This is a genomic window from Streptomyces sp. NBC_00726 (assembly GCF_045161735.1).
GTDB lineage: Bacteria > Actinomycetota > Actinomycetes > Streptomycetales > Streptomycetaceae > Streptomyces.
In genome coordinates, this window is sequence record NZ_CP108983.1 from 1,414,360 (window position 1) to 1,438,726 (window position 24,367).

Consider the following 24,367-nt stretch of genomic DNA (forward strand, 5'->3'; position numbering starts at 1 on the left):
ATGTCCGACGACCTGTTCACCCTGGGCGGCACTGACTTCACCTCGCGGCTGATCATGGGCACGGGCGGGGCGCCCAGCCTGGACGTGCTGGAGCGGTCGCTGATCGCGTCCGGCACCGAGCTGACCACCGTCGCGATGCGCCGCCTCGACCCGACCGTGCAGGGCTCGGTGCTCTCCGTACTGCGGAAGCTGTCCATCCGGGTGCTGCCGAACACCGCCGGCTGCTACACCGCCGGGGAGGCCGTGCTCACCGCCCGGCTGGCCCGTGAGGCGCTGGGCACGGACTGGGTGAAGCTGGAGGTGGTGGCCGACGAGCGGACGCTGCTGCCCGACCCGGTCGAGCTGCTGGACGCCGCCGAGATCCTGGTGGACGACGGATTCACGGTGCTGCCGTACACCAACGACGACCCGGTCCTGGCCCGGAAGCTGGAGGACGTGGGGTGCGCGGCGGTCATGCCGCTCGGCTCCCCCATCGGCTCGGGCCTGGGCATCCGCAACCCGCACAACTTCCAGCTGATCACCGAGCGGGCCGGGGTGCCGGTGATCCTGGACGCCGGTGCCGGGACCGCCTCGGACGCGGCGCTCGCGATGGAGCTGGGCTGCTCGGCGGTGATGCTCGCCTCGGCGGTGACCCGGGCCCAGGAGCCGGAGCTGATGGCCGCCGCGATGCGGCACGCGGTGGAGGGCGGGCGGCTCGCGCACCGGGCCGGGCGCATCCCACGCCGCCACTTCGCGGAGGCGTCCTCGCCGGCGGCCGGGCGGGCGGTGCTCGATCCGGAGCGGCCGGCTTTCTGACACGCGCCTGTCACGGCTCGGCTTCAGTCCTGCGCCGGGTTCGCCCCACCGCGGCGGGCCTGTCCGTGGCGGCTCGTAGACTCGCATGGTGGATACGACCCTCCAGGACCCCCTCGTCGGGCAGCTGCTCGACGGCCGCTACCGCGTCGATGCCCGCATCGCCGTGGGCGGCATGGCCACGGTCTACCGGGCCATGGACATGCGGCTCGACCGGGTGCTCGCCCTCAAGGTGATGCACCCGGCGCTGGCGACCGACGCCTCGTTCGTCGAGCGCTTCATCCGCGAGGCCAAGTCGGTGGCCCATCTCGCCCACCCCAATGTGGTCGGGGTCTTCGACCAGGGCGCCCAGGGGCAGTACGTCTACCTGGCGATGGAGTACGTCGCCGGCTGCACGCTGCGCGATGTGCTGAGCGAGCGCGGCGCGCTCCGGCCCCGGGCGGCGCTGGACATCCTGGAATCGATCCTCGCCGCCCTCGGCGCGGCGCACCGGGCGGGCTTCGTGCACCGCGACATGAAGCCGGAGAACGTGCTGATCGGGGACGACGGCCGGGTCAAGGTCGCCGACTTCGGCCTGGTCCGGGCCGTGGACACGGTGACGAACACCACCGGGACGATCCTCGGCACCGTCTCGTATCTGGCCCCGGAGCAGATCGAGCACGGCACGGCGGACACCCGCGCCGACGTGTACGCCTGCGGGGTCGTGCTGTACGAGATGCTGACCGGCGACAAGCCGCGGGACGGGGAGTCCCCCGCCCAGGTCATCTACCAGCACCTGCACGAGGACGTGCCGCCCCCGTCCGCCGTCGTCCCCGGTCTCGCGCCCGAGCTGGACGCGCTGGTGGCGAGCGCCACCGCCCGGGACCCGGAGGCCCGCCCGTTCGACGCGGTGGCGCTGCTCGCCGGGGCCCGCCGGACGCGCGCCGCCCTCACGGACGCGCAGCTCGACGCCGTACCGCCGCAGGCCCTGCCGGAGCCCGGCCCGGACGCCGGGTCGGCCGGGTCCGACGCGCGGACGACGGTGATCCCCCGGGTCCTGCCCCAGGACCAGGGCACCGCCCACCACACCAGCCGGCTGGAGATGCCGCCGCCCCCGCCTCCGCGGCAGCCGCGCCGGACCGGGCCGCTCGGCGGCGCCCGGCGCGGGCTGATCGCGGCGGTCCTGGCAGTCCTCGTCGTCCTGGGCGTCGGCGGCGGCATCTGGTACATCAACTCCGGGCAGTTCACGAAGGTCCCCTCGCTGCTGGGGCAGACCGAGAAGACGGCCGAGGAGCGGCTGTCCGGTGCCGGCCTGGAGCTGAAGGGCGTGGAGCGGGCCTTCAGCGACACCGTCGACCGGGGCAAGGTCATCAGCAGCAGTCCCGAGTCCGGCGCCCGGATCAGGGGCAACGGCTCGGTGTCGCTCGTCGTCTCGCGCGGCCCCGAGATCATCCAGGTGCCCGATGTCGCGGGCGACCGGCTCTCCGACGCCAGGCAGCGGCTGAAGAAGGCGGGCCTGCTCCCGGGCATGGTCACCAAGGAGTTCAGCGAGGACGTGGCGGCCGGCGAGGTGCTGCGTACGGAGCCCGCCGCCGGCACCGACCGCCACCCGGACTCGGCGGTCGCGATCGTCGTCTCCCAGGGCAGCCCCGTCGACGTCCCCGATGTCACCGGGCTCTCCGTCGACGACGCCACCGACGCGCTGGCCGACGAGGGCCTGAAGGTGAAGGTGAAGCCCGGCCGGGTGCACTCGCCGGAGGACGAGGGCGACGTCGCCGTCCAGTCACCGGAGGAGGGCGCCGAGGCGGCCGAGGGCGACACCGTGACGGTGACGGTCTCCTCCGGTCCGCGCATGATCGGCGTGCCGGACGTGGTCGGCAAGGACGTGGACGACGCCCGCGACGAGCTGGAGGCGGCGGGCTTCGAGGTCAAGGTCGACCGCGGCTTCCTCTCCTTCAGCGACAAGGTCGCCGGCCAGTCCGTGGCCGGCGGCGACCGGGCTCCCGAGGGCAGCACCATCACCATCAAGACCAAGGGACTGTAGAGATCCGTATGCGCAACCCCGTCGGCGGCCATGTCCCCGTGGCCGGCGGTCTCGCCAAGGCCGGCCTCCCCTATGCCCGCGAGATGGGCGCCGAGGCCGTCCAGGTCTTCGTCGCCAACCCGCGCGGCTGGGCCACCCCGGCCGGGAATCCGGTGCAGGACGAACTGTTCCGCGAGCAGTGCGCCGCCGGGGCGATACCGGCGTACGTGCACGCCCCGTATCTGATCAACTTCGGCTCGCACACCCCGGCGACGGTGGAGCGGTCCGTGGAGTCGCTGCGCCACTCGTTGCGCCGGGCCCGGGAGATCGGGGCGCTGGGCGTCGTGGTGCACACGGGGTCGGCGACCGGCGGGCGGCCTCGCGAGGAGGCGCTGGCCCAGGTGCGGACGCACATGCGGCCGCTGCTGGACGAGCTGACCCACGACGACGACCCGTTCCTGCTGCTGGAGTCCACCGCCGGGCAGGGTTTCTCGCTCTGCTCACGGACCTGGGACTTCGGTCCGTACTTCGCGGCGCTGGACGCCCACCCGAAGCTCGGAGTCTGTCTGGACACCTGCCACATCTTCGCGGCGGGGCACGATCTGGCCGGTCCCGGCGGGATGAAGGAGACGCTGGACCTGCTGGTGGAGACGGTCGGCGAGGGCCGGCTGAAGCTCATCCACGCCAATGACTCCAAGGACGTCTCCGGTGCGCACAAGGACCGGCACGAGAACATCGGCTCGGGCCACATCGGGGAGGAGCCGTTCCGCGAGCTGTTCACGCACCCGGCCACCGAGGGCGTGCCGCTGGTCATCGAGACACCGGGCGGCAAGGAGGGCCATGCGGCGGACGTGGCCCGGCTCCAGGCGCTGCGCGACGGCGGTTTCTGACGCGGGCGGCCCGGCGGCCGGTTCAAAAGCCGGTTCCGGTTCAGTCCCGGTCCAGCGCCCGGTTCAGAGCTCCGGGCCGTCGCCCGGCTCCTCCTGGTAGGAGTAGCGCTGTTCGCTCCAGGGGTCGCCGATGTTGTGGTAGCCGCGCTCCTCCCAGAAGCCGCGGCGGTCGGCGGTCATGTACTCGATGCCCCGGACCCACTTGGGGCCCTTCCACGCGTACAGATGGGGGACGACGAGCCGGAGCGGGAAGCCGTGTTCGGCGGTGAGCAGTTCGCCGCCCTTGTGGGTGGCGAACAGGGTCCGGTCGGTGAGGAAGTCGTCCAGCCGGAGGTTGGAGCTGAAGCCGTATTCGGCCCAGACCATCACATGCGTGACCTGAGGGGCGGGCGGCGCGAGGGCGACCACGTCGCGGGCGAGCACACCGCCCCACTCGGCGCCCAGCATGCTGAATTTCGTGACGCAGTGGAGATCGGCGACGACCGAGGAGAAGGGCAGTGCCGAGAATTCCTCGTGGTTCCAGCAGTGCTTCTCGCCGTCGGCGGTCGCACCGAAGACACGGAATTCCCAGCGTTCCGGTTTGAACTTGGGGACGGGCCCGTAGTGGGTCACCGGCCACCCACGCTGCAACCGCTGGCCCGGCGGAAGCTCGGACTGCTCTGACGCGCGGTGTTCCCGGCTTTCCGGCTGACCCATGACTCCATGGTGACAGACAGGCGGGGGTGGTCGTGACCAGGGCGGAGCCGATTCGGGCAACTCGTACTAAGCGTGCACTTACTGGACGGTTAACGGGTCCGATGCAAGGATGCCGCCAACGTGCCGGTTCACCGTTGGAAGGAGCCTCTGCGATGCAGGGCGACCCCGAGGTCATCGAGTTCCTGAATGAACAGCTGACCGCCGAATTGACTGCCATCAACCAGTACTTCCTGCACGCGAAGATGCAGGACAACTTCGGCTGGACGAAGCTGGCGAAATACACGCGTGCCGAGTCCTTTGACGAGATGAAGCACGCGGAGATCCTGACCGACCGCATTCTCTTCCTCGACGGTCTGCCGAACTACCAACGGCTGTTCCATGTACGGGTCGGCCAGACGGTCACCGAGATGTTCCAGGCCGACCGGCAGGTCGAGGTGGAGGCGATCGACCGCCTCAAGCGCGGGATCGAGCTGATGCGCAACAAGGGCGACATCACGTCGGCGAACATCTTCGAGTCGATCCTCGCGGACGAGGAGCACCACATCGACTATCTCGACACCCAGCTCGACCTGGTCGAGAAGCTGGGCGAGCCGCTGTACATCGCGCAGCTCATCGAGCAGCCGGACAGCTGACCGCGCTCAGGCGGCTTCGGGAAGCCCTTCCACCTGGGCGGTGACGCCGGCGGCGGCGGGGGCCTGCTTACGCTCCAGGAGCTCGCGGCGCGGGCAGCCGCCCCGGCCGAGCATCGCCTGGATGGTGCGGACACAGCCGCCGCAGTCCGTGCCGGCCTTGGAGGCGGAGGCGATCTGCCGGGGCGTGCAGGCTCCGGCCGCCGCATGGTCCTTGACCTGCTGCTCCGTAACGCCGAAGCACGAGCAGACGTACATGCGGTTCACCTCCCGGGCGGGGACGGGTCGTGGGCGCCGCCCCGATGATCGGTGAGGCTAACCTAACCTTACCCGTCGCGCGCGGGCGGTGAAAGCCCCGGAACGCCCTGTGGGGCACGGATCACATCGATCCGTGCCCCACAGTCGTACGGTGCCGCCTGCCGCGGTCCTTACTGGTCGCGGTACATCTCGGCGACGAGGAAGGCCAGGTCGAGCGACTGGCTGCGGTTGAGCCGGGGGTCGCAGGCCGTCTCGTAGCGCTGGTGGAGGTCGTCCACGAAGATCTCGTGGCCGCCGCCGACGCACTCGGTGACGTCGTCACCGGTCAGCTCGACGTGGATGCCGCCGGGGTGCGTGCCGAGGCCCTTGTGCACCTCGAAGAAGCCCTTGACCTCGTCCAGGACGTCGTCGAAGCGGCGCGTCTTGTGGCCGGAGGCGGCCTCGAAGGTGTTGCCGTGCATCGGGTCGGTCACCCAGGCGACGGTGGCGCCGGAGGCGGTGACCTTCTCGACCAGCTCGGGCAGCTTGTCGCGGACCTTGTCGGCGCCCATCCGGACGATGAAGGTCAGCCGGCCGGGCTCGCGCTCGGGGTCGAGGCGCTCGATGTAGCCCAGGGCCTCGTCCACGGTGGTCGTCGGGCCGAGCTTGATCCCGATCGGGTTGCGGACCCTGGCGGCGAACTCGATGTGCGCCCCGTCCATCTGGCGGGTGCGCTCACCGATCCACACCATGTGGCCCGAGGTGTCGTACAGGTGGCCGGTGCGCGAGTCGGTGCGGGTCAGCGCCGTCTCGTAGTCCAGCAGCAGGGCCTCGTGCGAGGCGTAGAACTCGACGGCCTTGAACTCGGCGGGGTCGGTGCCGCACGCCTTCATGAAGTTCAGCGCGTTGTCGATCTCGCGGGCCAGGGCCTCGTAGCGCTGGCCGGACGGGGACGACTTCACGAAGTCCTGGTTCCACGCGTGCACCTGGCGCAGGTCGGCGTAACCGCCGGTGGTGAAGGCGCGCACCAGGTTCAGCGTGGAGGCGGACGCGTGGTACATCCGCTTCAGGCGCTCGGGGTCGGGGACGCGGTCGGCCTCGGTGAAGGCGAAGCCGTTGACGGAGTCGCCGCGGTAGGTCGGCAGGGTCACGCCGTCGCGGGTCTCGGTCGGCTTGGAGCGCGGCTTGGAGTACTGGCCGGCGATCCGGCCGACCTTGACGACGGGCACGGAGGCCGCGTAGGTGAGGACGGCGCTCATCTGGAGCAGCGTCTTCAGCTTGGCGCGGATGTGCTCGGCCGACACGGCGTCGAATGCCTCGGCACAGTCTCCGCCCTGCAACAGGAACGCCTCGCCCTTGGCGACGGCTCCCATACGGGCACGCAGCTGGTCGCACTCGCCCGCGAAGACGAGCGGCGGATACGACGCGAGGTCCGCGAGTACATCGCGCAGCGCCTCGGAGTCGGGGTACTCGGGCTGCTGCGCCGCGGGAAGGTCTCGCCAGGTGTTGCCACCGGCGACGGAGGTATTGGCGTTCACGGTCACGGCGTCCACATTACGGGGTCGCACCCGCTCCCCTTCCCGGTTGCCCAGTCACTGAGACGCACATCTCGCCACGGTCGGTGCCGGGGCCTTCCCGGCGGCCTGCTAGCCTCACGGCTTTCGGCGTTGCACAACGTTGGACAAGTGGACATCGAGGGTGGGGACTTGAAGCGGAATCACCGTAGGGACCTCAAGAAGAGACGGCTCCTGTTCGGCGCCGGCGCCGCCGTGGTCGCGACCGCGACGATCGGCACCCTGGCCATGGCCTCGCAGGACCCGGACACCGGGACCGCCGCGGCGGCCTCGCCGTCCGCCGTGCTCCAGGCCCAGTTCGAGGACGCGGCCCGTGAGTTCGACGTACCCCAGAGCGTGCTGATGGCGGTCTCGTACCGGCAGACGCGCTGGGAGAGCCACGACGGCGCGCCGAGCACGAGCGGTGCGTACAACGTCATGGGGCTGACCAGTGTGTCGGCCGATGACGTGGAGCAGCCGGACGACAAGGAACGTCTGGCGCACATGAACATGTCCGGGCGGCCGGACATCGAGAAGACCTTCGACGCCGCGAAGGCGCTGCGCGACCTGCCGAAGAAGACGGTCGACACCTCCGACCCCCGGCTGCACACGCTGGACGAGGCCGCCGAGCTGATCGACACGGACACGGCGTCGGTGCGCGACGACACCGAGGACAGCATCCGCGCGGGCGCGGCCCTGCTCGCCGAGTACCAGCGCGACGCGAAGGGCTCCCTGTCCGACGATGCCTCGCAGTGGTATCCGGCGGTGGCGCGGTTCAGCCAGTCGCCGGACAAGAAGGGGGCCGACCTCTTCGCCAAGCGCGTCTTCGACTCCATCCGTACGGGCGAGAGCGCGCTCACCCAGGACGGCCAGCGGGTCTCGCTGCCCGCCGAGCCGTCGGTCCAGCCGGTCAAGCCGGCGAAGGTGCCGCTGGCCGCGTCCTTCGCGAGCACCGCCGCGGCCCCCACCCCGGAGTGCCCGTCCGGTCTGAACTGCGACTTCGTGCCGGCCAAGACGTCCAGCTCGGGCCAGCGCAGTTACACCCCGGCCGCACGCCCCGGCAAGGGCGTCGACATCCGGCGGATCGTGATCCACGACACCGAGGGCGACTACGCGAGCTCGCTCGCCACGCTCATCAGCCCGAGCGCGGCCGCGAGCGCGAACTACCTGATCCGCGCCTCGGACGGGCTGGTCACGCAGATGGTCGAGAACAAGGACCTGGCGTGGCACGCGGGCAACTGGTCGGTCAACATGCACTCGATCGGCGTGGAGCACGAGGGCTACGCGATCAAGGAGGGCAAGTGGTACTCGGAGCCGCAGTACGAGTCCTCCGCCGCCCTTGTGAAGTTCCTGGCCGACAAGTACGGCATCCCGCTGGACCGTGAGCACATCATCGGCCACGACGCGGTGCCCGTCTTCCTGGACGAGAAGTCCGACGAAACCCACTGGGACCCGGGCCCGTTCTGGGACTGGAACCACTTCATGGGCCTGATGGGCGCCCCGACGGGCGCGGGCGGCGCCGGCGGTCCGGTCGAGGCGGGGCAGCTGGTGCGGGTGGTGCCGCCGTTCACCACCGCCAACCAGCCGAAGCTGACGTACGGCACGAACGCGGTCACCAAACGGCCGACGAACTTCGGTTACCTGTACACCTCGCCGTCCACCAGCGCGTCCACGCTGACCGACCCCTACTTCTCCGCGCTGTGGAGCGAGGGCTCCAACTGGGGCAACAAGGTCCGCGCGGGCGACACCTATGTGGTGGCGGAGTCCAGGACCAACTGGACGGCGATCTGGTACGCGGGGAAGAAGGCGTGGTTCTACAACCCCGGCGGCCAGTACACCGTGCCGCTGGAGGCTGCCCCGCGCGTGGTGAAGGCCAAGGCCGGGGTGACCGTCCGGATCTACGGGCGCGCCTACCCGGAGACCGCCGCCTATGACGCGGCGGGCCTGGAGGCCCCGACGGACGACCCGGACTACCTGACGAAGTACAAGCTGCCCTCGGGCCAGTCGTACGCGCTGGCGGGTGCCGAGGTGAAGGGCGACGACTGGTTCGGTTCCGCCCAGACGGACGTCGTCGGTGCCACCTCCTACCTGCCGATCCACTACAACCACCGGCTGGCGTGGGTAAAGGCGAGCGACGTCCAGACCTCCAACAGCGTCGCCCCGGTGTCCGCCACCGACCGCTACAACATGATCGGCCGCGACAGCGCCGGCCGGATCTGGCAGTACCAGGGCACCGGCAGCGCCTCCGCCCCGTACTACCGCCGCTACCAGGCGGGCTACGGCTGGGGCGGCTACACGGCGATCACCGCGATGACCGCGCTGCGCGCCGACGGTACGGGCGACTTCGTGGCCCGCGACAGGGACGGCGTCCTCTGGTACTACCGGGGCAGCGGCAACCCGGACAAGGCGTATCGGGCCCGGCTCAAGATCGGCAGCGGCTGGAACCAGTACAGCAGCCTCAACGGCATGCGCGACCTCGACGGTGACGGCAAGGCCGACCTGATCGCCCGCAACAGCGCCGGTGACATCTACTTCTACAAGGGCACCGGCGAGCCCGCCCGCCCCTTCGAGCCCAAGGCGAAGATCGGGTACGGCTGGCAGATCTACGACGCGATCGTCTCCACCGGCGACCTGAACGGCGACGGCAAGGCGGACTTCGTGGCCCGGGACAAGTCCGGGGTGCTGTGGATCTACACGGGCACCGGCTCGGCCGCCAAGCCGTACGACAAGCGGGTCAAGATCGGTTCGGGCTGGGGCAAGTACAAGCTGCTGCTCGGCCCGAGCGACCTGGACCGTGACGGCCGGGGCGACCTGGTCGCCGTGGACTCGGCCGGGGATTTCTGGTTCTACCGCTCCACCGGCAAGGTGACGGCCCCGTTCGCGAAGAAGTCGCAGGTCGGGGACGGCTGGCAGATCTACGACACCCTGTTCTGACCGACCGGGCGTCGCCTGCGCGCGGGGCCCTTTCCCATCCGGCCGGGTGGGAAAGGGCCCCGCCGCCGTCCGGGGTGGGCTAAGGTACGGGGCATGTTCGCGCACTCGACCCGTAACTGGTGGTGGACCGCTCATCCGGCGGCCCGCTGATCGCGCGTACACACTGACGCAGAGGCCGCCCGAGGGGCGGCCTTTTCCGTGTCCACGGGCCGTTCCTCCCAGCTGATTCCCTGGAAGGAACCGACCCATGAGCTTCGACCGACTCCTGCGCGACGACTGCCCGCCGTTCGCCCTGCTGCGCCGCCGCACCCCCGGCCACGACCACGACACCGTCGAGGTGCTGATCGGCCGGGTGCACGAGGCGGACCGGCTCGCCGGCATCCCCGTCGGTGACCTGCCGTCGCTGGCGCTCGTGCCGTTCCGGCAGATCGCGGAGCGCGGCTTCGACGTGCGCGACGACGGCACCCCGCTGTCGGTCCTGGTCGCGGACGAGACGTACACGATGTCCCTGGACGAGGCGCTGGACGCGCTCCCCCGCCACGAAGTCCGGGTGGACGACGGGGCGTTCGACGTCAGCGACGAGGAGTACGCCGACACCGTGCGGCGGGTCATCGAGGACGAGATCGGCCGGGGCGAGGGCGCGAACTTCGTGATCCGGCGGACGTTCCGGGGCCGGATCGAGGGCTTCGGCCGGGCGGACGCGCTGGCCCTGTTCCGGCGGCTGCTGGCCGGCGAGCGGGGAGCGTACTGGACGTTCGTCGTGCACACCGGCGACCGTGTGCTCGTCGGTGCCAGCCCCGAGGTGCATGTGCGGATGTCCGGCGGGACCGTCGTGATGAACCCGATCAGCGGCACCTACCGCTACCCCGCCGAGGGCCCCACCCCCGAGAGCCTGCTCGCCTTCCTCGGGGACCGCAAGGAGACCGAGGAGCTCTCCATGGTGGTCGACGAGGAGCTGAAGATGATGTGCACCGTCGGCGACATGGGCGGGGTGGTGATCGGCCCGCGCCTCAAGGAGATGGCCCATCTCGCGCACACCGAGTACGAGTTGCGCGGACGTTCCTCGCTGGACGTACGGGAGGTGCTCAAGGAGACCATGTTCGCGGCGACCGTCACCGGCTCCCCCGTGCAGAACGCCTGCCGGGTCATCGAGCGGTACGAGGACGGCGGGCGCGGCTACTACGCGGGCGCGCTGGCCCTGCTGCGCCGGGAGCCCGACGGCACCCAGACCCTGGACTCGCCGATCCTGATCCGGACCGCCGACATCGACGCGGACGGCACGCTGCGGGTGCCGGTCGGGGCGACCCTGGTCCGCCACTCCGACCCGGCGGGCGAGGTCGCCGAGACGCACGCCAAGGCGGCCGGTGTCCTCGCCGCCCTCGGCGTCCGCCCGGCCCGCCCGGAGGCGGAGCGGGAGCGGCCCCGGCTGGCCGACGACCCCCGGGTGCGGGCGGCCCTGGACGCCCGGCGGGACGGGCTCGCCCCGTTCTGGCTGCGGATGCAGGAGCGCACCGCCGACCGCGCCGGCCACGCCCTGGTGGTGGACGGCGAGGACACGTTCACCGCGATGCTCGGGCACCTGCTGCGCGCCTCGGGGCTCGATGTCACCGTGCGCCGCTACGACGAGCCGGGGCTTCGGGAGGCGGTGCGGGCGCACGAGGGGCCCGTGGTGCTCGGCCCCGGCCCGGGGAATCCGGCGGACGCGGCCGACCCGAAGATGCGGCTCCTTCGCGCGCTGGCCGCCGAGCTGGTCCGGGACCACCGGCACGGGCTGCTCGGGGTGTGCCTGGGCCATGAGCTGATCGCGGCCGAGCTGGGCCTGGAGATCGTCCGCAAGGCGGTGCCGTACCAGGGGGCGCAGACCCGTATCGACCTGTTCGGGCGGCCCGAGACGGTCGGCTTCTACAACAGCTTCACCGCGCGCTGCGACGACTCCGGGGCGGCGGAGCTGGCGGCGCACGGCGTCGAGGCGAGCCGGGACGAGGTGTCCGGGGAGCTGCACGCGCTGCGCGGGGCCGGGTTCGCCTCGGTGCAGTTCCACCCGGAGTCGGTGCTGACGCTGCGCGGTGCGGCGATCGTGTCCGAGCTGCTGGCGGGGCTGCCGGTGCGCGGCTGAGGCGCTTCCCCGGCCCCGGGGTCTCAGGTCCCGGGGCGGGCCGGGACCAGGACGTTGTCGCTGTGCCGGCCGGCCAGGTAGTCGCCGATGTTCTCGACGGTGGCGTCGATGATCTGGCCGACCGCGTCCTCGGTGTAGTACGCCTGGTGCGAGGTGACGATGACGTTCGGGAAGGTCACGAGCCGGGCCAGGGTGTCGTCGTCCACGCCCTCCAGGGACTTGTCCAGGAAGAACAGCCCGGCCTCCGCCTCGTACACGTCGAGTCCGACGCCGAGGAAGCGGCCCGCGCGCAGCTCGCCGACCAGGGCCGAGGTGTCGATGAGGCCGCCCCGGCTGGAGTTGACGAGGATCGCGTCGTCCTTCATCAGGGCGAGGGCGCCCTTGTCGATGAGGTGGTGCGTCGACGGGAGCAGCGGTACGTGCAGGCTGACCAGGTCGGATTCGGCGAGCAGCCGCTCCTTGTCGACGTAAGCCATGCCCAGCTCGGCGCAGGCCGGGTTCTCGGCGACGTCCCAGCCGAGCAGCTTCATGCCGAAGCCGTGGGCGATCCGGGTGAACGCCTCGCCGATCTTGCCGGTGCCGATGACGCCCACCGTGCGGCCGTGCATGTCGCGGCCGAGGAGCCCGTCGAGCCGGAAGTCGAAGTCGCGGGTGCGGCCGGCCGCCCGGATCACCCGGCGGTTGACGGCCATGGCGAGGGTCCAGGCGAATTCCGCGACCGAGTACGGCGAGTAGTACGAGACCCGGGCGACGCGCAGGGCCAGCCGCTCGGCGACGTCCAGGTCGATGTTGTTGAAGCCGGTGGAGCGCTGGGCGATCAGCTGGGTGCCGCCGGCCGCGAGGGTCTGGAGGACCGCACTGCCCAGGTCGGCGTTGACGCTGGTGGAGATGACCTCGTAGCCGGCCGCGATGGGGGCAGTGTCGCGGTTCAGGAAGACGTCCAGGCAGCGGACTTCGTGCTTCCCGGCGAACGCCTTCTCGATCAGCGGCTTCTCGTCGGACTGCACTCCGAAGGCCAGGATCTCCACGACGTCTCCCCTGTCTGCGTGCTGGGCGCGGCCGGTCCTGGCGAATATACGGCCGGGTGCCCCGCCGCGCCGCTCAGGCGTCGTCGAGTCCGCGCTCTATGGCGTAGCGCACCAGCTCGACCCGGTTGTGCAGCTGGAGCTTGCCCAGGGTGTTCTGGACGTGGTTCTGCACGGTCCGGTGCGAGATGACGAGCCGTTCCGCGATCTGCTTGTACGAGAGGCCCTTGGCCACGAGCCGCAGCACCTCGGTCTCCCGGTCGGTCAGCTCCGGGGCCTTGGGCTCGTCGGACGCGGCCGGTGCGGGCTCCGAGGCCAGTCGGCGGTACTCGCCGAGGACCAGGCCGGCCAGGCCCGGGGTGAAGACGGCGTCGCCTGCGGCGGTGCGGCGGACGGCCTCGGTCAGCTCCTGGGTGCTCGCCGACTTCATCAGATAGCCGGTGGCGCCGGACTTGACCGCTTCCAGGACGTCGGCGTGCTCGCCGCTCGCGGAGAGCACGAGGACCCGCAGCCCGGGCTGGCTGCCGACCAGCTCCTTGCAGACCCGCACCCCGGGCATGCCGGGCAGATTGAGGTCGAGGACCAGGACGTCCGGGGTGACGGCGCCGGCCCGGCGTACCGCCTGCGGCCCGTCGCCGGCGGTGGCCACCACGTCGAAGCCGGCCTCGGCGAGGTCGCGGGCCACGGCGTCGCGCCACATCGGGTGGTCGTCCACCACCATCACCCTGATCGCCCGCTGCCCGGTGCCCTCTTCGTGTGTCGCGCTCATCGGACCGAACCCGCCTTCCCCCGTGAAACCTTAGGAACCTTCAATTCGACCTCGGTGCCCTGTCCGGGCACCGAGATCAGCTCTGCCGTACCGCCCAGATCGCGCAGCCGGCCGCGAATCGACAGGGCGACCCCGAGCCGCCCCTCCCCCTCGGCCTGCGCGAGCCGCCCCTCGGGGATGCCGGGCCCGTCGTCCCGGACCGTGACGACGACCTCGTCCGGCCAGTCCTCCAGCAGAATCCACGCCTGGGCGCCCTCGCCCGCGTGCACCCTGACATTGTCCAGGGCGGCGCCCACCGCGGCCGCCAGCTCCGCCGCCGCGGCGGACGGCAGCGGCACCGGGGCGCCGGGCTCCGCAAAGCTGGTCCGCGATCCGGCGTGCGGGGCGAGCAGCGTACGCAGATCGGTCTCGCCGCCGTCCCCGGCGCCCGGTTCGTCGTCGTCCGTCTCGACGGTCCGGACGACGGCGCCCTCGGAGGCGTCCTCGGAGAGCCGGGTGGGCGGCACCAGGCCGCTGGAGACCAGGGTGCGCAGGGCGACCTCCTGCTCCCCGGCCATCCGGCCGAGCTCCGCGGCCTCGCCGCCGATCGCGGCGCCGCGCCGCTGGACCATCGCGAGGACCTGGAGGACGCCGTCGTGGATGTCCCGGGCGAGGCGTTCGCGTTCGCGGGTGGCGGCCTCGATCTCCAGGGCGCGGGCCAGGGTGCGCTCACTGGCCCGGGCGACCTCCACCACGTAACCGATGGCGATGGAGGCGACCCAGACCAGCATCACGTTGTGCAGGGTGTCGCGGCTGGGCTCGCCGCGCTCGATGAGGTTGGCGACGGCGACCAGGCTGGAGGCGAAGCCCGCCCAGCGCCAGCCTCCCTTGATCGCGAAGGCCAGGACCGAACCGGCGGTCCAGATGGACGGCAGGGTCGGTCCGTCGACGTGCTGCGCCTGGAGGTCGGCGAGCGGGGTGACCATGATCCCGGTGAGGGCGATGGCCAGGTCCGCGCCCAGGAAGCGCTTGGTGCAGGCGGCGGCGCTGCCCGTCTTCGGCAGGGTGGCGAGCGTCCACACGCCCATCAGCGACAGGAAGGTGACCGCTATCCAGGCCCGCTCGTAGTCGTGCCGGGCGAAGGCGGCGAGCAGGATCGCGTAGACCATCGTCAGTACGCGGTACGCCGTCAGGGCGCGCCACAGCGGCTGCTCCACCGACATCCGGACCACGCGTACGCGTTTGACCATGCTGTTCTCCCCCGTCACCCGTCCCCCGTCGGACCGCCGCGCCGCTCAGGCGCTGTCGCCGTCCGTCTTCTTCGCGGCCTCGGACCGGTGCTTGGCCTCGTCGGCGAGCTGCCGCTTGGCGGCGGTCGCGTAGATGTCGACGTACTCCTGGCCCGAGAGCTTCATGATCTCGTACATCACCTCGTCGGTGACCGAGCGCAGGATGAAGCGGTCGCCGTCCATGCCGTGATAGCGGCTGAAGTCGAGCGGCTTGCCGATCCGGATGCCGGGCCGCATCAGCTTCGGGATCACCTGGCCGGGCGGCTGGATCTTCTCCGTGTCGATCATCGCGACGGGGATGACCGGCGCCCCGGTGGCCAGCGCGACCCGGGCCAGACCGCCGGGCTTGCCCCGGTAGAGCCGGCCGTCCGGCGACCGGGTGCCTTCGGGGTAGATGCCGAAGAGGCCGCCGCTCTCGACCACCTCGATGCCCGCCCGGATCGCAGCTTCACCGGCGCCGCGCGCGCCGGAGCGGTCGACGGGGAGCTGGCCGACGCCCTTGAAGAACGCGGCGGTGAGCCTGCCCTTCACCCCGGGGGCCGTGAAGTACTCGGCCTTCGCGATGAAGGTCACCTTCCGGTCCAGGACGGCCGGCAGGAAGAAGGAGTCGGAGAACGACAGGTGATTGCTGGCGAGGATCGCGGGCCCGCGCGCGGGGATGTTCTCCAGGCCCTCCACCCACGGCCTGAAGGCGAGCTTCAGCGACCCGCCGATGGAGAACTTCATAGCGCCGTAGATCAACTCGGATGCCTCCTGTGTGCTGTCCGACAGACCTTAACCCGCCGTGTCCCGCTTCCTCCCGCCCGGCGCGGAAGGGTGTGCGCGGCCCGGGCCGTGACGGCCCTGGTCGGTGTCGGCCCGGTCGCGTACGGTGAAGTAATCCTCGGGTACCCCGTACATCCTTACGAACCCCCCTTCCGCTCCCCGCTCGCTCCCCCGCGAGCCTCATGAACAGGAGACCCCGGTGCCGGTCCTTCCCGGAGCCGAGCCGTTCCGCCACGAGGGCGGAGAGGTCGGCGTCCTCCTCTGTCACGGATTCACCGGTTCCCCGCAGTCGCTGCGCCCCTGGGCCGAATATCTGGCCGAGCGCGGCCTCACGGTCTCGCTGCCGCTGCTCCCCGGGCACGGCACGCGCTGGCAGGACATGCAGGTGACCGGCTGGCAGGACTGGTACGCGGAGGTGGACCGGGAGCTCCGCGGGCTGCTGGAGCGCTGCGCGCGGGTGTTCGTCTTCGGGCTCTCGATGGGCGGGGCGCTGGCGCTGCGGCTGGCCGCGAAGCACGGGGACGCGGTCAGCGGTCTGGTGCTCGTCAATCCGGCCAACAAGGTGCACGGCCTCGCGGCGCACGCGCTGCCGGTGGTCCGCCATCTGGTGCCGACGACGAAGGGCCTGGTCAGCGACATCGCCCTGGAGGGCGCCGCGGAGGTGGGCTACGACCGGGTGCCGCTGCACGCGGCGCATTCGGTGCGCCGGTTCTTCCGGCTGGTCGACGGCGACCTGCCCCAGGTCACCCAGCCGCTCCTGCTGCTGCACAGCCCGCAGGACCATGTCGTGCCGCCCGCCGACACGGCCCGCATCCTGAGCCGCGTCTCCTCGACGGACGTCCGGGAGATCCTGCTGGAACAGAGCTACCACGTGGCGACGTTGGACCATGATGCGAAGCGGATCTTCGACGAGAGTCATGCGTTCATCGGCCGCCTCGCTCCGAGCGGGCAGGATCAGGGCGAGAAGAAGGGGAGCACGTCCGGTGGCTGAGCACGACGCGGAGCGCGCGGGCAGCGAGGACGAGCGCGAGCCGGTCCCCGTGGAGGGGGCGGCCGTGGCCGACGACGACGGACAGGGCGACGACGGAAAGGGCGCGGCACCCGACGCACCGGCCGGTGCGGAGGACGGGCAGCTGGACGAGGAAGCCGTCTGGCGGGCCATCGTGGAGGGTTACGGGGAGGAGCCGCCGGACCCGCCGGGCGCGCGGCCCTTCCGGTCGGTCGAGGATCTGGCGCTGCCGGACGACGGTCCGCTGACCGCCCCGGCCTCGGACAAGGGGCTCGGCAAGCGGCCGCCCAAGCCGAAGCCGGAGGAGGACAGGCCGCTCGGCGGCTCGGTGGTCTTCGCGCCGGGCGTGGGCCCGCGCGACTACGAGCCGGCCGACCCCGACGCGCCGGGTCCGGGTGGCGCGGACGACGACGAGGGGCACTTCGTGCCGCCGGAGCCGCCGCCGCTGCCGGAGGCCGACGTCACGGCGAAGTTCGCCTGGCTCGCGGTGGTCGGCGGCCCGGTGCTGATGCTGCTCGCGGTGCTGCTGTCCTGGGAGATGACCTGGTGGCTGACGACGGTCTGCGTCGGCGGCTTCCTGGGCGGTTTCGTGACGCTGGTGGCGCGGATGGACTCCGACGACGACGGTGACGACGACCCGGGCCGGGGCGCGGTGGTCTAGGTCGCTTCGGCGGGCACCCGGAGCGCGGCGAGTACCGGGCGGTGGTCGGTCGCCGCGCGCAGGTCTGCTTCGTGTACGCCGGGCAGCCCGGCCGGGACCCCGCAGCCGAGGACCTCGATGCCGCCGGTGGCGAAGACGGCGTCGATCCGGCGGCGCGGCTCGTGCGCCGGGAAGGTGTACTCACCGCCCTGCGGCTCGGTCTCCCAGCAGTCCTGGTAGCGCCCGGCCAGCAGCCGGAAGGCCCGCCCGCTCGGTACGTCGTTGAGGTCACCGGCGACGACGGTGTGCGCCGCGCCCAGCGCGTCCACGGTCCGCGTCAGCCGCTCCGCCTGGGCCAGCCGCTCCTGCCGCTGGAGGCTCAGGTGGCAGCTGACCACCCCGACCCGGGCGCCCGCGAACCGGACCACGGCGGTGGCGAAACCCCGGCGGTGCAGGCCCGGGGTGCGGGGCAGCAGGATGTCCTCGGTGCGCTCGACCGTGGCGCGCAGCGAGCACAGCAGCAGCGGCCCGGCCGCGGTGGCGCCCCCGCCGAGGATCACCAGGTCGGTGGCGGCGGCGAGCCGGGCGGCGTACTTGCGCCAGCGGAAGAAGCGCGGCGCCTCCTGGACGAGGACCAGATCGGGGGCGCAGCCGCGGATGACCCGGGCGAGAGCCGCGCGGTCGTCGCGCATCGAACGGATGTTGTAGCTGAGCACGCGGATGACGGCCGAGCCGTCCGGCTCGGTGCGCGAATCGGGCAGCGACATCGTGGCCATGCCCTCACGATACGGCGGACGCCCGCCGCGTCCCCAGGGGGCGCGACGGGCGTCCGGCGTTTCGGTGTGCGGGTCGGCTCAGCCCTGGCGGGCCAGGTCCGCGGCTCCCACGAGCCCTGCCTTGCCGCCGAGTTGGGCGGCGAGCACCTGCGCGTGCGGGCGCCATTCGCCGCCGATCAGCCAGCGCCGGAACGACTTGCGGATCGGGTCGAGGACGAGCTCGCCCTCGTCCGAGACGCCGCCGCCGACGATGAAGGCCGACGGGTCGAACAGCGAGGCCAGGTCGGCGAGTCCGGCGCCGGCCCAGCGGGCCAGCTCGCGGAACGAGTCGATGGCCACCGGGCAGCCCTGGCGGGCCGCCTCGCTGATGTGCTTGCCCTCGATGCCGTCGACGGTGCCGTCGCCGAGCGCCAGCAGGATCGCGGCGTTCTCCGGGGTGGCGTTGGCGCGCTGCTTCGCGTACCGCACGAGGGCGCGGCCGGAGGCGTACTGCTCCCAGCAGCCCTGGCTGCCGCAGCCGCAGAGCAGACCGTCCGGGACGACCCGGATGTGGCCGAACTCGGCGGCCACGCCGAAGCGTCCGCGGCGCAGCTTGTTGCCGATGATGATGCCGCCGCCGAGGCCGGTGCCCAGCGTGATGCAGATGACGTCGTCGTGGCCCTGGCCGGCGCCGAAGCGGTATTCGCCCCAGGCGGCGGCGTTGGCGTCGTTCTCCACGACGACGGGGAGGCCGACGCGCTGCTCGACCTTGTCCTTGAGCGGTTCGTGGCGCCAGTTGATGTTGGGGGCGAACAGCACGGTGGCCCGCTTGTCGTCCACGTATCCGGCCGCGCCGATGCCGACCGCGTCGACCTGGTGCCCGGCGCTCGCGCCGGAGACCGCCGCCGCGATGGCGTCCACGATGGCTTCGGCCGTCGGCGGGGTCGGCACCTTGAAGGTCGAGAGGATGTGGCCCTCTTCGTCGACCACTCCAGCTGCGATCTTCGTGCCGCCGATATCGACGCCGATGGTGAGTCCCATGAATCCCTCAGTTCCGGTCGAGCCCCGCTGAGGCAACCGTACCCGAGGCCGGGCCCCGTCCTGTCCGGCGCCGGTCAGTCGAGGTCGATGTGCTCGCCGGCGCCGGACCCCTCGTCCCGGGGGCCTCCGGGGTCTTCCGCCTTCTTTTCGGTGCCCGCGGGGTCCCCCGCCCCCCGGGTCCAGCGGCCTTCCTGGCCCTGGACCGCGGAGCGGTAGGCGGCCAGCAGTTCGTTACCGGCCGCCGCGATGTGATCGAAAACGTCTGGATTGCGCTCGATCACGGGCTCCACGGCCGCCTTGGCCTGCTGGATGACCTGCTGCACGGCACCCTGCGCGGCCAGTCCGAGCAGCGGCGCCTGGAGCGAGCCGAGCTTGTCGGACACCGCGTCCATCAGCTTGCGCAGCTCCTCGGCGGCGGAACCGGGCGGCGGGCCGTAGGCGGCGCGGCGGCGGGCCTGCTCGGCGGCGAGGTCCTCGGCGCACGCGTCGGCCCAGGCGTTGTCGTCGGCGGGGCGATCGGTGGCTTCGCTCATGGCGGACTCCTGGGGGCTTCGTGGCCGGCGGCCCGGCATACCGGACACGTACCTTCGACGGTACCCGAACGGTGGTATGCCGTTCAGTCCGTCCGGGGCCAGAGCGCGGGATCGGGCGTGAAGCGGACCCGGAGCACGCCGTCGGTGAGGGCCGCGCCGGAGACGGTGCAGCGGCGCAGGGCGGGTTCCAGGGGGACGATGCGGTGGAACGGGCCGACGGTGAGCAGGAGTTCGCCGCCGCGCCGGACGAGCTGGAGGTCCTTCTTGACGGCGCCGGGGAGCCGCAGGCACCAGACGATGATCCCGTCGCCGTCCGGCCCGCCGGCCTCCTCGGTCCACCAGGGGTCCGGGGCCCGGCCGCGCTCCTCGCCGGTGCCGGGCACGGCGAGCGCGTTGCCCTCGCCGGCCTCGCCGGCCAGGGCCAGCAGGTCGTCGGGGCCCTGCGGGTCGCGGCCGAGGTGGGCGACGCGGACCGGGGCCGCGCCCTCGTCCGCCCAGTCGCCGAGTGCCTTCTCCTGCTGGGCGGCGAGCGCGGCGAAGAACGGGTCCGGGGAGTGGCCGGGCAGCATCCGGTTGGCGACCGGCGCCTCGGCGCGCAGTCCGTGCAGGGCGAGGCCGGTACGGGCGGTGCGCAGGGCCTCGCCGGCGGCCGGGCCGGGCTCGGCGACGAGCCGGAGGGTGGTGGCGCGGTCCTCGATCAGCGCCTGGACCTCGGCCAGTTCGGCGTCGCGCCGGGCGGCGGCCTCGTACAGCCACTGGGCGGGCATGGGCACCCCGGCCAGCTGGGCGAGCATCGGGCGCAGGGCGCGGGCGGCCTGGCGTTCCTGGGGCAGCAGCCGGCGCAGATAGCGGCGCAGCCGCTCGGGAAGGGCGAGCAGGCGGAGGGCGTCGCGCAGGGGTGGCAGGTCCACGACGAGGAGGTCGTACGCCTCGGCCGACCAGTCGCCGTGGGCGGCCCGGCGCAGGGCGTGGAGCAGGGCGAGTTCGCCGCTGCCGGGGAGTTCGGTCAGTTCCTCGCCGTCCAGCGGGTTGCCGCCGAGCAGTTCGAGGACGGACGACAACTGCTCCTGGAGGGCGAGGAGTTCGCCGCGGAAGTGGGCGGCGGAGTCGATCCGGACGGACCGGAGCCCGGCGGTGACCGGGGTGGGCTCGGTGGCGTCGGGAAAGCCGGGTATGGGGTCGGCGGAGATCAGCAGGGCGCGGGCGCCGTCGCGGGCCGCGGCAAGCGCGGTGGCCGCCGCGACGGTCGTACGGCCGGCTCCGCCGGGTCCGGTGACCAGGACCGTACGCACGCGCTCAGCCCTTCGGAATGGACTCGACGCGCTTCTTCAGACCGGCGAGGGCGCGGTCGATGATGACCTTCTCGGCCTTGCGCTTGATCATGCCGAGCATGGGGATCTTGACGTCGACGGTCAGCCGGTAGGTGACCTCGGTGCGGTCGCCGTCGCCGAGCGGGGCGAGCGCGTAGGAGCCGTCGATGGCGCGGAGCATCTGGGACTTGACCAGGGTCCAGCTGACCTCGTAGGCGCCGATCCAGGTGTAGGCGAGGGTGTGGTCGTCCTTGATCGCGCCGGCGTCCAGGACCAGGCGGACCTTCTCGGCGCGGCCCTGCTCGTCGGTGCCGAGGACCTCGGCCTCCTTGACCTCGCCGGTCCACTCCGGGTAGCGCGCGAAGTCGGCGATCACACCCATGACGTCGGCCGGCGCCGCCTCGATCGTGATGGTCGAGCTGGTGTGTTCAGCCATCGCTGTGGCCCTCCAGTGCGGTGTACCGGTACGTCGGCAGGAGCCTGCCGCCAGAAGGCTATCGCGTGCGCCCGGCGGCCCGTCCGAGGGTGGGGCGGTTCACCACTCCAGTGCCCAGGGGCGGCCGGTGGAGGCGAAGTGGCCGACGTTCACGCACTCGGTGGCGCCGATCCGCATCCGGCGGGCCAGCGGCTGGTGGACGTGGCCGAAGAGGGAGTAGCGGGGGCGGGTGCGGCGGATGGCGTCGAGCAGGGCCCGGCTGCCGCGCTCGAAGCGTCGCGCCACGGTGTCGTAGACCAGCTCGGGCACCTCGGGCGGGATGTGGGTGCAGAGCACGTCGACCTCGCCGACCGCCTCGATCTTGGCGGCGTACTCCTCGTCGTCGATCTCGTACGGGGTGCGCATCGGCGTACGCAGGCCGCCGCCGACGAAACCGAAGACGCGGCCACCGATCTCGACGCGTTCGCCGTCCAGGACGGTGGTGCCGGGTGCGGCGTACTCGGGCCACAGGGCGGGGATGTCGACGTTGCCGTAGGTGGCGTACGTCGGGTCGGGCAGCGCGGCGAACATCTCGGCGTACTGCCGGCGCACCGCTTCGGTGATCGCGGCGTTGCGGTCCATGCCCTGCCACAGCCCCCGGCCGAAGTCGCGGGCCTCATCGAAGCGGCGGGCGGTGCGCAGGGCGACGATCCGGTCGGCGTTCTCGACGCCGAAGAGGTCGGGGAAGATGCCGCGCGAATGGTCGGCGTAGTCGAGGAAGAGGACCAGGTCACCGAGGCAGATCAGGGCGTCGGCACCGTCCCCCGCCCGGGCCAGCGCCTCGGTGTTGCCGTGCACGTCGCTCACCACATGGACGCGGGTGTTCGCTCCTGCTCGCATGAAAACAGCCTAGAGCCTGTGCGGAGGGCCTGGACCTGCGGTTACTTCCTGGTGTGTGCGCGGGTGGACTACTGTGCGCGAAAGGACGTCCCGATATGTGTGACGCATAAGACATCTGGCCGGGACCCCCTATCCGGAACCGAGTACTGGTGGGTAACGTCCGGGCAGTCCAGTCGTGCTCACCCCACTGAGCACCCGCCATCTTGGACCGCGCCGGTGCGTCACACAGAGCCGTGGCACCGGAGCCCGATGAGGAGCAGCAGTCTTGCGCGAGTTCAGCCTTCCGGCCCTGTACGAGGTCCCCTCGGACGGCAACCTGACGGATCTCATCCGCCGCAATGCCGCTCAGCATCCCGATGTCGCGGTGATGAGCCGCAAAGTGGCGGGTGTCTGGACGGACGTCACCGCCACGCAGTTCCTGGCCGAGGTCCGGTCGGCCGCCAAGGGCCTGATCGCGGCGGGCGTCGAGCCCGGCGACCGGGTGGCCCTGATGTCGCGCACCCGGTACGAGTGGGTGCTGCTGGACTTCGCGATCTGGAGCGCGGGCGCGGTCACCGTGCCGGTGTACGAGACCAGCTCGCCCGAGCAGGTGCAGTGGATCCTGGGTGACTCGGGGGCCGTCGCGGTCCTGGTCGAGAGCGATGCCCACGCCGATGCCGTCGCCTCCGTGCGCGACCGGCTCCCCGGGCTGCGCCACGTCTGGCAGATCGAGAAGGGTGCCGTCGACACGCTCCGGGCCGGGGGCGAGGGGGTCTCCGAGAAGACCGTGGACCTGCGCAGCGCGGCGGCCCGGGCGGACGACCCGGCCACCATCGTCTACACCTCGGGCACCACGGGCCGCCCGAAGGGCTGCGTGCTGACGCACCGCAGCTTCTTCGCGGAGTGCGGCAACGTGGTGGAGCGTCTGAAGCCCCTCTTCCGTACCGGCGAGTGCTCGGTCCTGCTGTTCCTGCCCGCCGCGCATGTCTTCGGACGGCTGGTCGAGGTCGCCTCGGTGATGGCGCCGATCAAGCTCGGCTGCGTCCCGGACATCAAGAACCTCACCGACGAGCTGGCCGCGTTCCGCCCGACGCTGATCCTCGGTGTGCCGCGCGTCTTCGAGAAGGTCTACAACGCGGCGCGCGCCAAGGCGCAGGCCGACGGCAAGGGCAAGATCTTCGACAGGGCCGCCGACACGGCCATCGCCTACAGCCGCGCGCTGGGCACCCCGCGGGGCCCCTCGCTGGGCCTGAAGTTCCGGCACAAGGTCTTCGACCGCCTGGTCTACGGCAAGCTGCGCGCGGTGCTCGGCGGGCGCGGCGAGCACGCGATCTCCGGCGGCGCCCCGCTCGGCGAGCGCCTGGGCCACTTCTACCGGGGCATCGGCTTCACCGTGCTGGAGGGCTACGGCCTGACCGAGTCCTGCGCGGCCACCGCCTTCAACCCGTGGGACCGGCAGAAGATCGGCACGGTCGGCCAGCCGCTCCCCGGTTCCGTGGTGCGCATCGCGGACGACGGCGAGGTGCTGCTCCACGGCGAGCACCTGTTCTCCGGCTACTGGAACAACGAGGCGGCGACGGCCGAGGCGCTGGCGGACGGCTGGTTCCACACCGGGGACATCGGCACGCTGGACGAGGACGGCTATCTCGCGATCACCGGCCGCAAGAAGGAGATCATCGTCACGGCCGGCGGCAAGAACGTCGCGCCCGCCGTCATCGAGGACCGCATCCGGGGCCACGCCCTGGTGGCGGAGTGCATGGTGGTCGGCGACGGGCGGCCCTTCGTGGGCGCGCTGGTGACGCTGGACGAGGAGTTCCTGGGCCGCTGGGCCGAGGAGCACGGCAAGCCGGCCGGCTCGACCGCGCTGTCGCTGCGCGACGACCCGGAGCTGATCGCCGAGGTGCAGCGCGCGGTGGACGACGGCAACGCGGCGGTCTCCAAGGCCGAGTCCGTCCGCAAGTTCCGCATCCTGGGCGCCCAGTTCACCGAGGAGGCGGGCCACATCACGCCCTCGCTGAAGCTGAAGCGGAATGTGGTGGCGAAGGACTTCGCGGACGAGGTGGAGTCGCTCTACCGCTCGTGAGACGTACGTGGACGAGGGGCCCGCAC

23 protein-coding genes are annotated in these 24,367 nt (G+C 71.9%); 10 read left to right on the top strand and 13 right to left on the bottom strand.

Annotated elements, in window-relative coordinates; translation table 11 throughout:
- From OG338_RS06340 to OG338_RS06350, 3 genes are all read left to right on the top strand, one after another.
- Complete coding sequence (locus OG338_RS06340; RefSeq protein ID WP_405936376.1) at positions 1–795, top strand: thiazole synthase; 795 nt, start codon at positions 1–3, stop codon at positions 793–795.
- 88 nt (positions 796–883) lie between these two features.
- Positions 884–2,815, top strand: coding sequence for a Stk1 family PASTA domain-containing Ser/Thr kinase (gene pknB, locus OG338_RS06345; RefSeq protein ID WP_405936377.1), 1,932 nt, complete (start codon positions 884–886; stop codon positions 2,813–2,815).
- A gap of 8 nt (positions 2,816–2,823) precedes the next feature.
- Complete coding sequence (locus OG338_RS06350) at positions 2,824–3,684, top strand: deoxyribonuclease IV (RefSeq protein ID WP_405936378.1); 861 nt, start codon at positions 2,824–2,826, stop codon at positions 3,682–3,684.
- Positions 3,685–3,747: 63 nt separating this feature from the next.
- On the opposite strand, the gene OG338_RS06355 is transcribed toward OG338_RS06350, so the two are convergent.
- On the bottom strand, positions 3,748–4,380 hold the full coding sequence (locus OG338_RS06355) for a sulfite oxidase-like oxidoreductase (RefSeq protein ID WP_405936379.1): 633 nt from the start codon (positions 4,378–4,380) through the stop codon (positions 3,748–3,750).
- Between the two features lie 152 nt (positions 4,381–4,532).
- On the opposite strand from OG338_RS06355, the gene bfr reads away from it, so the two are divergent.
- The gene (gene bfr, locus OG338_RS06360) at positions 4,533–5,012 is read left to right on the top strand and encodes a bacterioferritin (RefSeq protein ID WP_111332591.1); all 480 of its coding nucleotides are present in this window, start codon (positions 4,533–4,535) and stop codon (positions 5,010–5,012) included.
- Positions 5,013–5,018: 6 nt separating this feature from the next.
- Here bfr and OG338_RS06365 read toward each other — a convergent pair whose 3' ends face one another.
- Together OG338_RS06365 and OG338_RS06370 are read right to left on the bottom strand one after the other, a co-directional pair.
- Entirely contained in the window at positions 5,019–5,267 is a 249-nt protein-coding gene (locus OG338_RS06365; protein WP_405936380.1) for a bacterioferritin-associated ferredoxin, read from the bottom strand.
- A 170-nt stretch (positions 5,268–5,437) separates the two neighbouring features.
- Positions 5,438–6,784: a class II 3-deoxy-7-phosphoheptulonate synthase gene (locus tag OG338_RS06370; protein WP_026171698.1), complete on the bottom strand. Its 1,347-nt coding sequence runs from the start codon at positions 6,782–6,784 to the stop codon at positions 5,438–5,440.
- Positions 6,785–6,952: 168 nt separating this feature from the next.
- On the opposite strand from OG338_RS06370, the gene OG338_RS06375 reads away from it, so the two are divergent.
- The 3 genes from OG338_RS06375 to OG338_RS06385 all read left to right on the top strand — a co-directional run bounded on the left by OG338_RS06375 (position 6,953) and on the right by OG338_RS06385 (position 11,849).
- Entirely contained in the window at positions 6,953–9,733 is a 2,781-nt protein-coding gene (locus tag OG338_RS06375; protein ID WP_405936381.1) for an N-acetylmuramoyl-L-alanine amidase, read from the top strand.
- Positions 9,734–9,826: 93 nt separating this feature from the next.
- A complete protein-coding gene (locus tag OG338_RS06380) occupies positions 9,827–9,883 on the top strand; it encodes a trp operon leader peptide (protein WP_073968448.1) in 57 nt (18 codons plus the stop codon).
- Positions 9,884–9,980: 97 nt separating this feature from the next.
- The gene (locus OG338_RS06385; protein ID WP_405936382.1) at positions 9,981–11,849 is read left to right on the top strand and encodes an anthranilate synthase family protein; all 1,869 of its coding nucleotides are present in this window, start codon (positions 9,981–9,983) and stop codon (positions 11,847–11,849) included.
- 23 nt (positions 11,850–11,872) lie between these two features.
- Here OG338_RS06385 and OG338_RS06390 read toward each other — a convergent pair whose 3' ends face one another.
- The 4 genes from OG338_RS06390 to OG338_RS06405 form a co-directional block, all read right to left on the bottom strand.
- On the bottom strand, positions 11,873–12,877 hold the full coding sequence (locus tag OG338_RS06390; RefSeq protein WP_405936383.1) for a 2-hydroxyacid dehydrogenase: 1,005 nt from the start codon (positions 12,875–12,877) through the stop codon (positions 11,873–11,875).
- A gap of 73 nt (positions 12,878–12,950) precedes the next feature.
- Positions 12,951–13,643, bottom strand: a complete 693-nt coding sequence (locus OG338_RS06395) for a response regulator (protein WP_405936384.1) — start codon at positions 13,641–13,643, stop codon at positions 12,951–12,953.
- On the bottom strand, positions 13,640–14,872 hold the full coding sequence (gene macS, locus OG338_RS06400) for a MacS family sensor histidine kinase (RefSeq protein ID WP_405936385.1): 1,233 nt from the start codon (positions 14,870–14,872) through the stop codon (positions 13,640–13,642). Before macS ends, OG338_RS06395 begins: the two co-directional genes overlap by 4 nt.
- A 45-nt stretch (positions 14,873–14,917) precedes the next feature.
- Positions 14,918–15,652: a lysophospholipid acyltransferase family protein gene (locus OG338_RS06405; protein ID WP_405936386.1), complete on the bottom strand. Its 735-nt coding sequence runs from the start codon at positions 15,650–15,652 to the stop codon at positions 14,918–14,920.
- A 223-nt stretch (positions 15,653–15,875) separates the two neighbouring features.
- Here OG338_RS06405 and OG338_RS06410 point away from each other — a divergent pair, with 223 nt between their 5' ends.
- Positions 15,876–16,667, top strand: a complete 792-nt coding sequence (locus tag OG338_RS06410; protein WP_405936387.1) for an alpha/beta hydrolase — start codon at positions 15,876–15,878, stop codon at positions 16,665–16,667.
- Complete coding sequence (locus OG338_RS06415; protein WP_405936388.1) at positions 16,660–17,346, top strand: hypothetical protein; 687 nt, start codon at positions 16,660–16,662, stop codon at positions 17,344–17,346. The genes OG338_RS06410 and OG338_RS06415 overlap by 8 nt, the downstream gene beginning before the upstream one ends.
- Here OG338_RS06415 and OG338_RS06420 read toward each other — a convergent pair.
- The 6 genes from OG338_RS06420 to OG338_RS06445 form a co-directional block, all read right to left on the bottom strand.
- Positions 17,343–18,101: an endonuclease/exonuclease/phosphatase family protein gene (locus OG338_RS06420; protein WP_405936389.1), complete on the bottom strand. Its 759-nt coding sequence runs from the start codon at positions 18,099–18,101 to the stop codon at positions 17,343–17,345. The two genes, OG338_RS06415 and OG338_RS06420, sit on opposite strands and share 4 nt — an antisense overlap.
- A 78-nt stretch (positions 18,102–18,179) precedes the next feature.
- Positions 18,180–19,121, bottom strand: a complete 942-nt coding sequence (locus OG338_RS06425) for an ROK family glucokinase (protein WP_405936390.1) — start codon at positions 19,119–19,121, stop codon at positions 18,180–18,182.
- A gap of 74 nt (positions 19,122–19,195) precedes the next feature.
- Entirely contained in the window at positions 19,196–19,654 is a 459-nt protein-coding gene (locus OG338_RS06430) for a DUF5304 domain-containing protein (RefSeq protein ID WP_405936391.1), read from the bottom strand.
- 83 nt (positions 19,655–19,737) lie between these two features.
- Positions 19,738–20,946 carry an ArsA-related P-loop ATPase gene (locus tag OG338_RS06435; protein ID WP_405936392.1) on the bottom strand — a complete coding sequence of 403 codons (1,209 nt, stop codon included), beginning with the start codon at positions 20,944–20,946 and terminating at the stop codon, positions 19,738–19,740.
- Positions 20,947–20,950: 4 nt separating this feature from the next.
- Complete coding sequence (locus OG338_RS06440) at positions 20,951–21,400, bottom strand: SRPBCC family protein (RefSeq protein WP_405936393.1); 450 nt, start codon at positions 21,398–21,400, stop codon at positions 20,951–20,953.
- A 99-nt stretch (positions 21,401–21,499) separates the two neighbouring features.
- Positions 21,500–22,279 carry a metallophosphoesterase gene (locus OG338_RS06445; protein WP_405936394.1) on the bottom strand — a complete coding sequence of 260 codons (780 nt, stop codon included), beginning with the start codon at positions 22,277–22,279 and terminating at the stop codon, positions 21,500–21,502.
- A gap of 265 nt (positions 22,280–22,544) precedes the next feature.
- On the opposite strand from OG338_RS06445, the gene OG338_RS06450 reads away from it, so the two are divergent.
- Positions 22,545–24,341: an AMP-dependent synthetase/ligase gene (locus OG338_RS06450; protein WP_405936395.1), complete on the top strand. Its 1,797-nt coding sequence runs from the start codon at positions 22,545–22,547 to the stop codon at positions 24,339–24,341.
- The last annotated feature ends 26 nt before the right edge of the window (positions 24,342–24,367 follow it).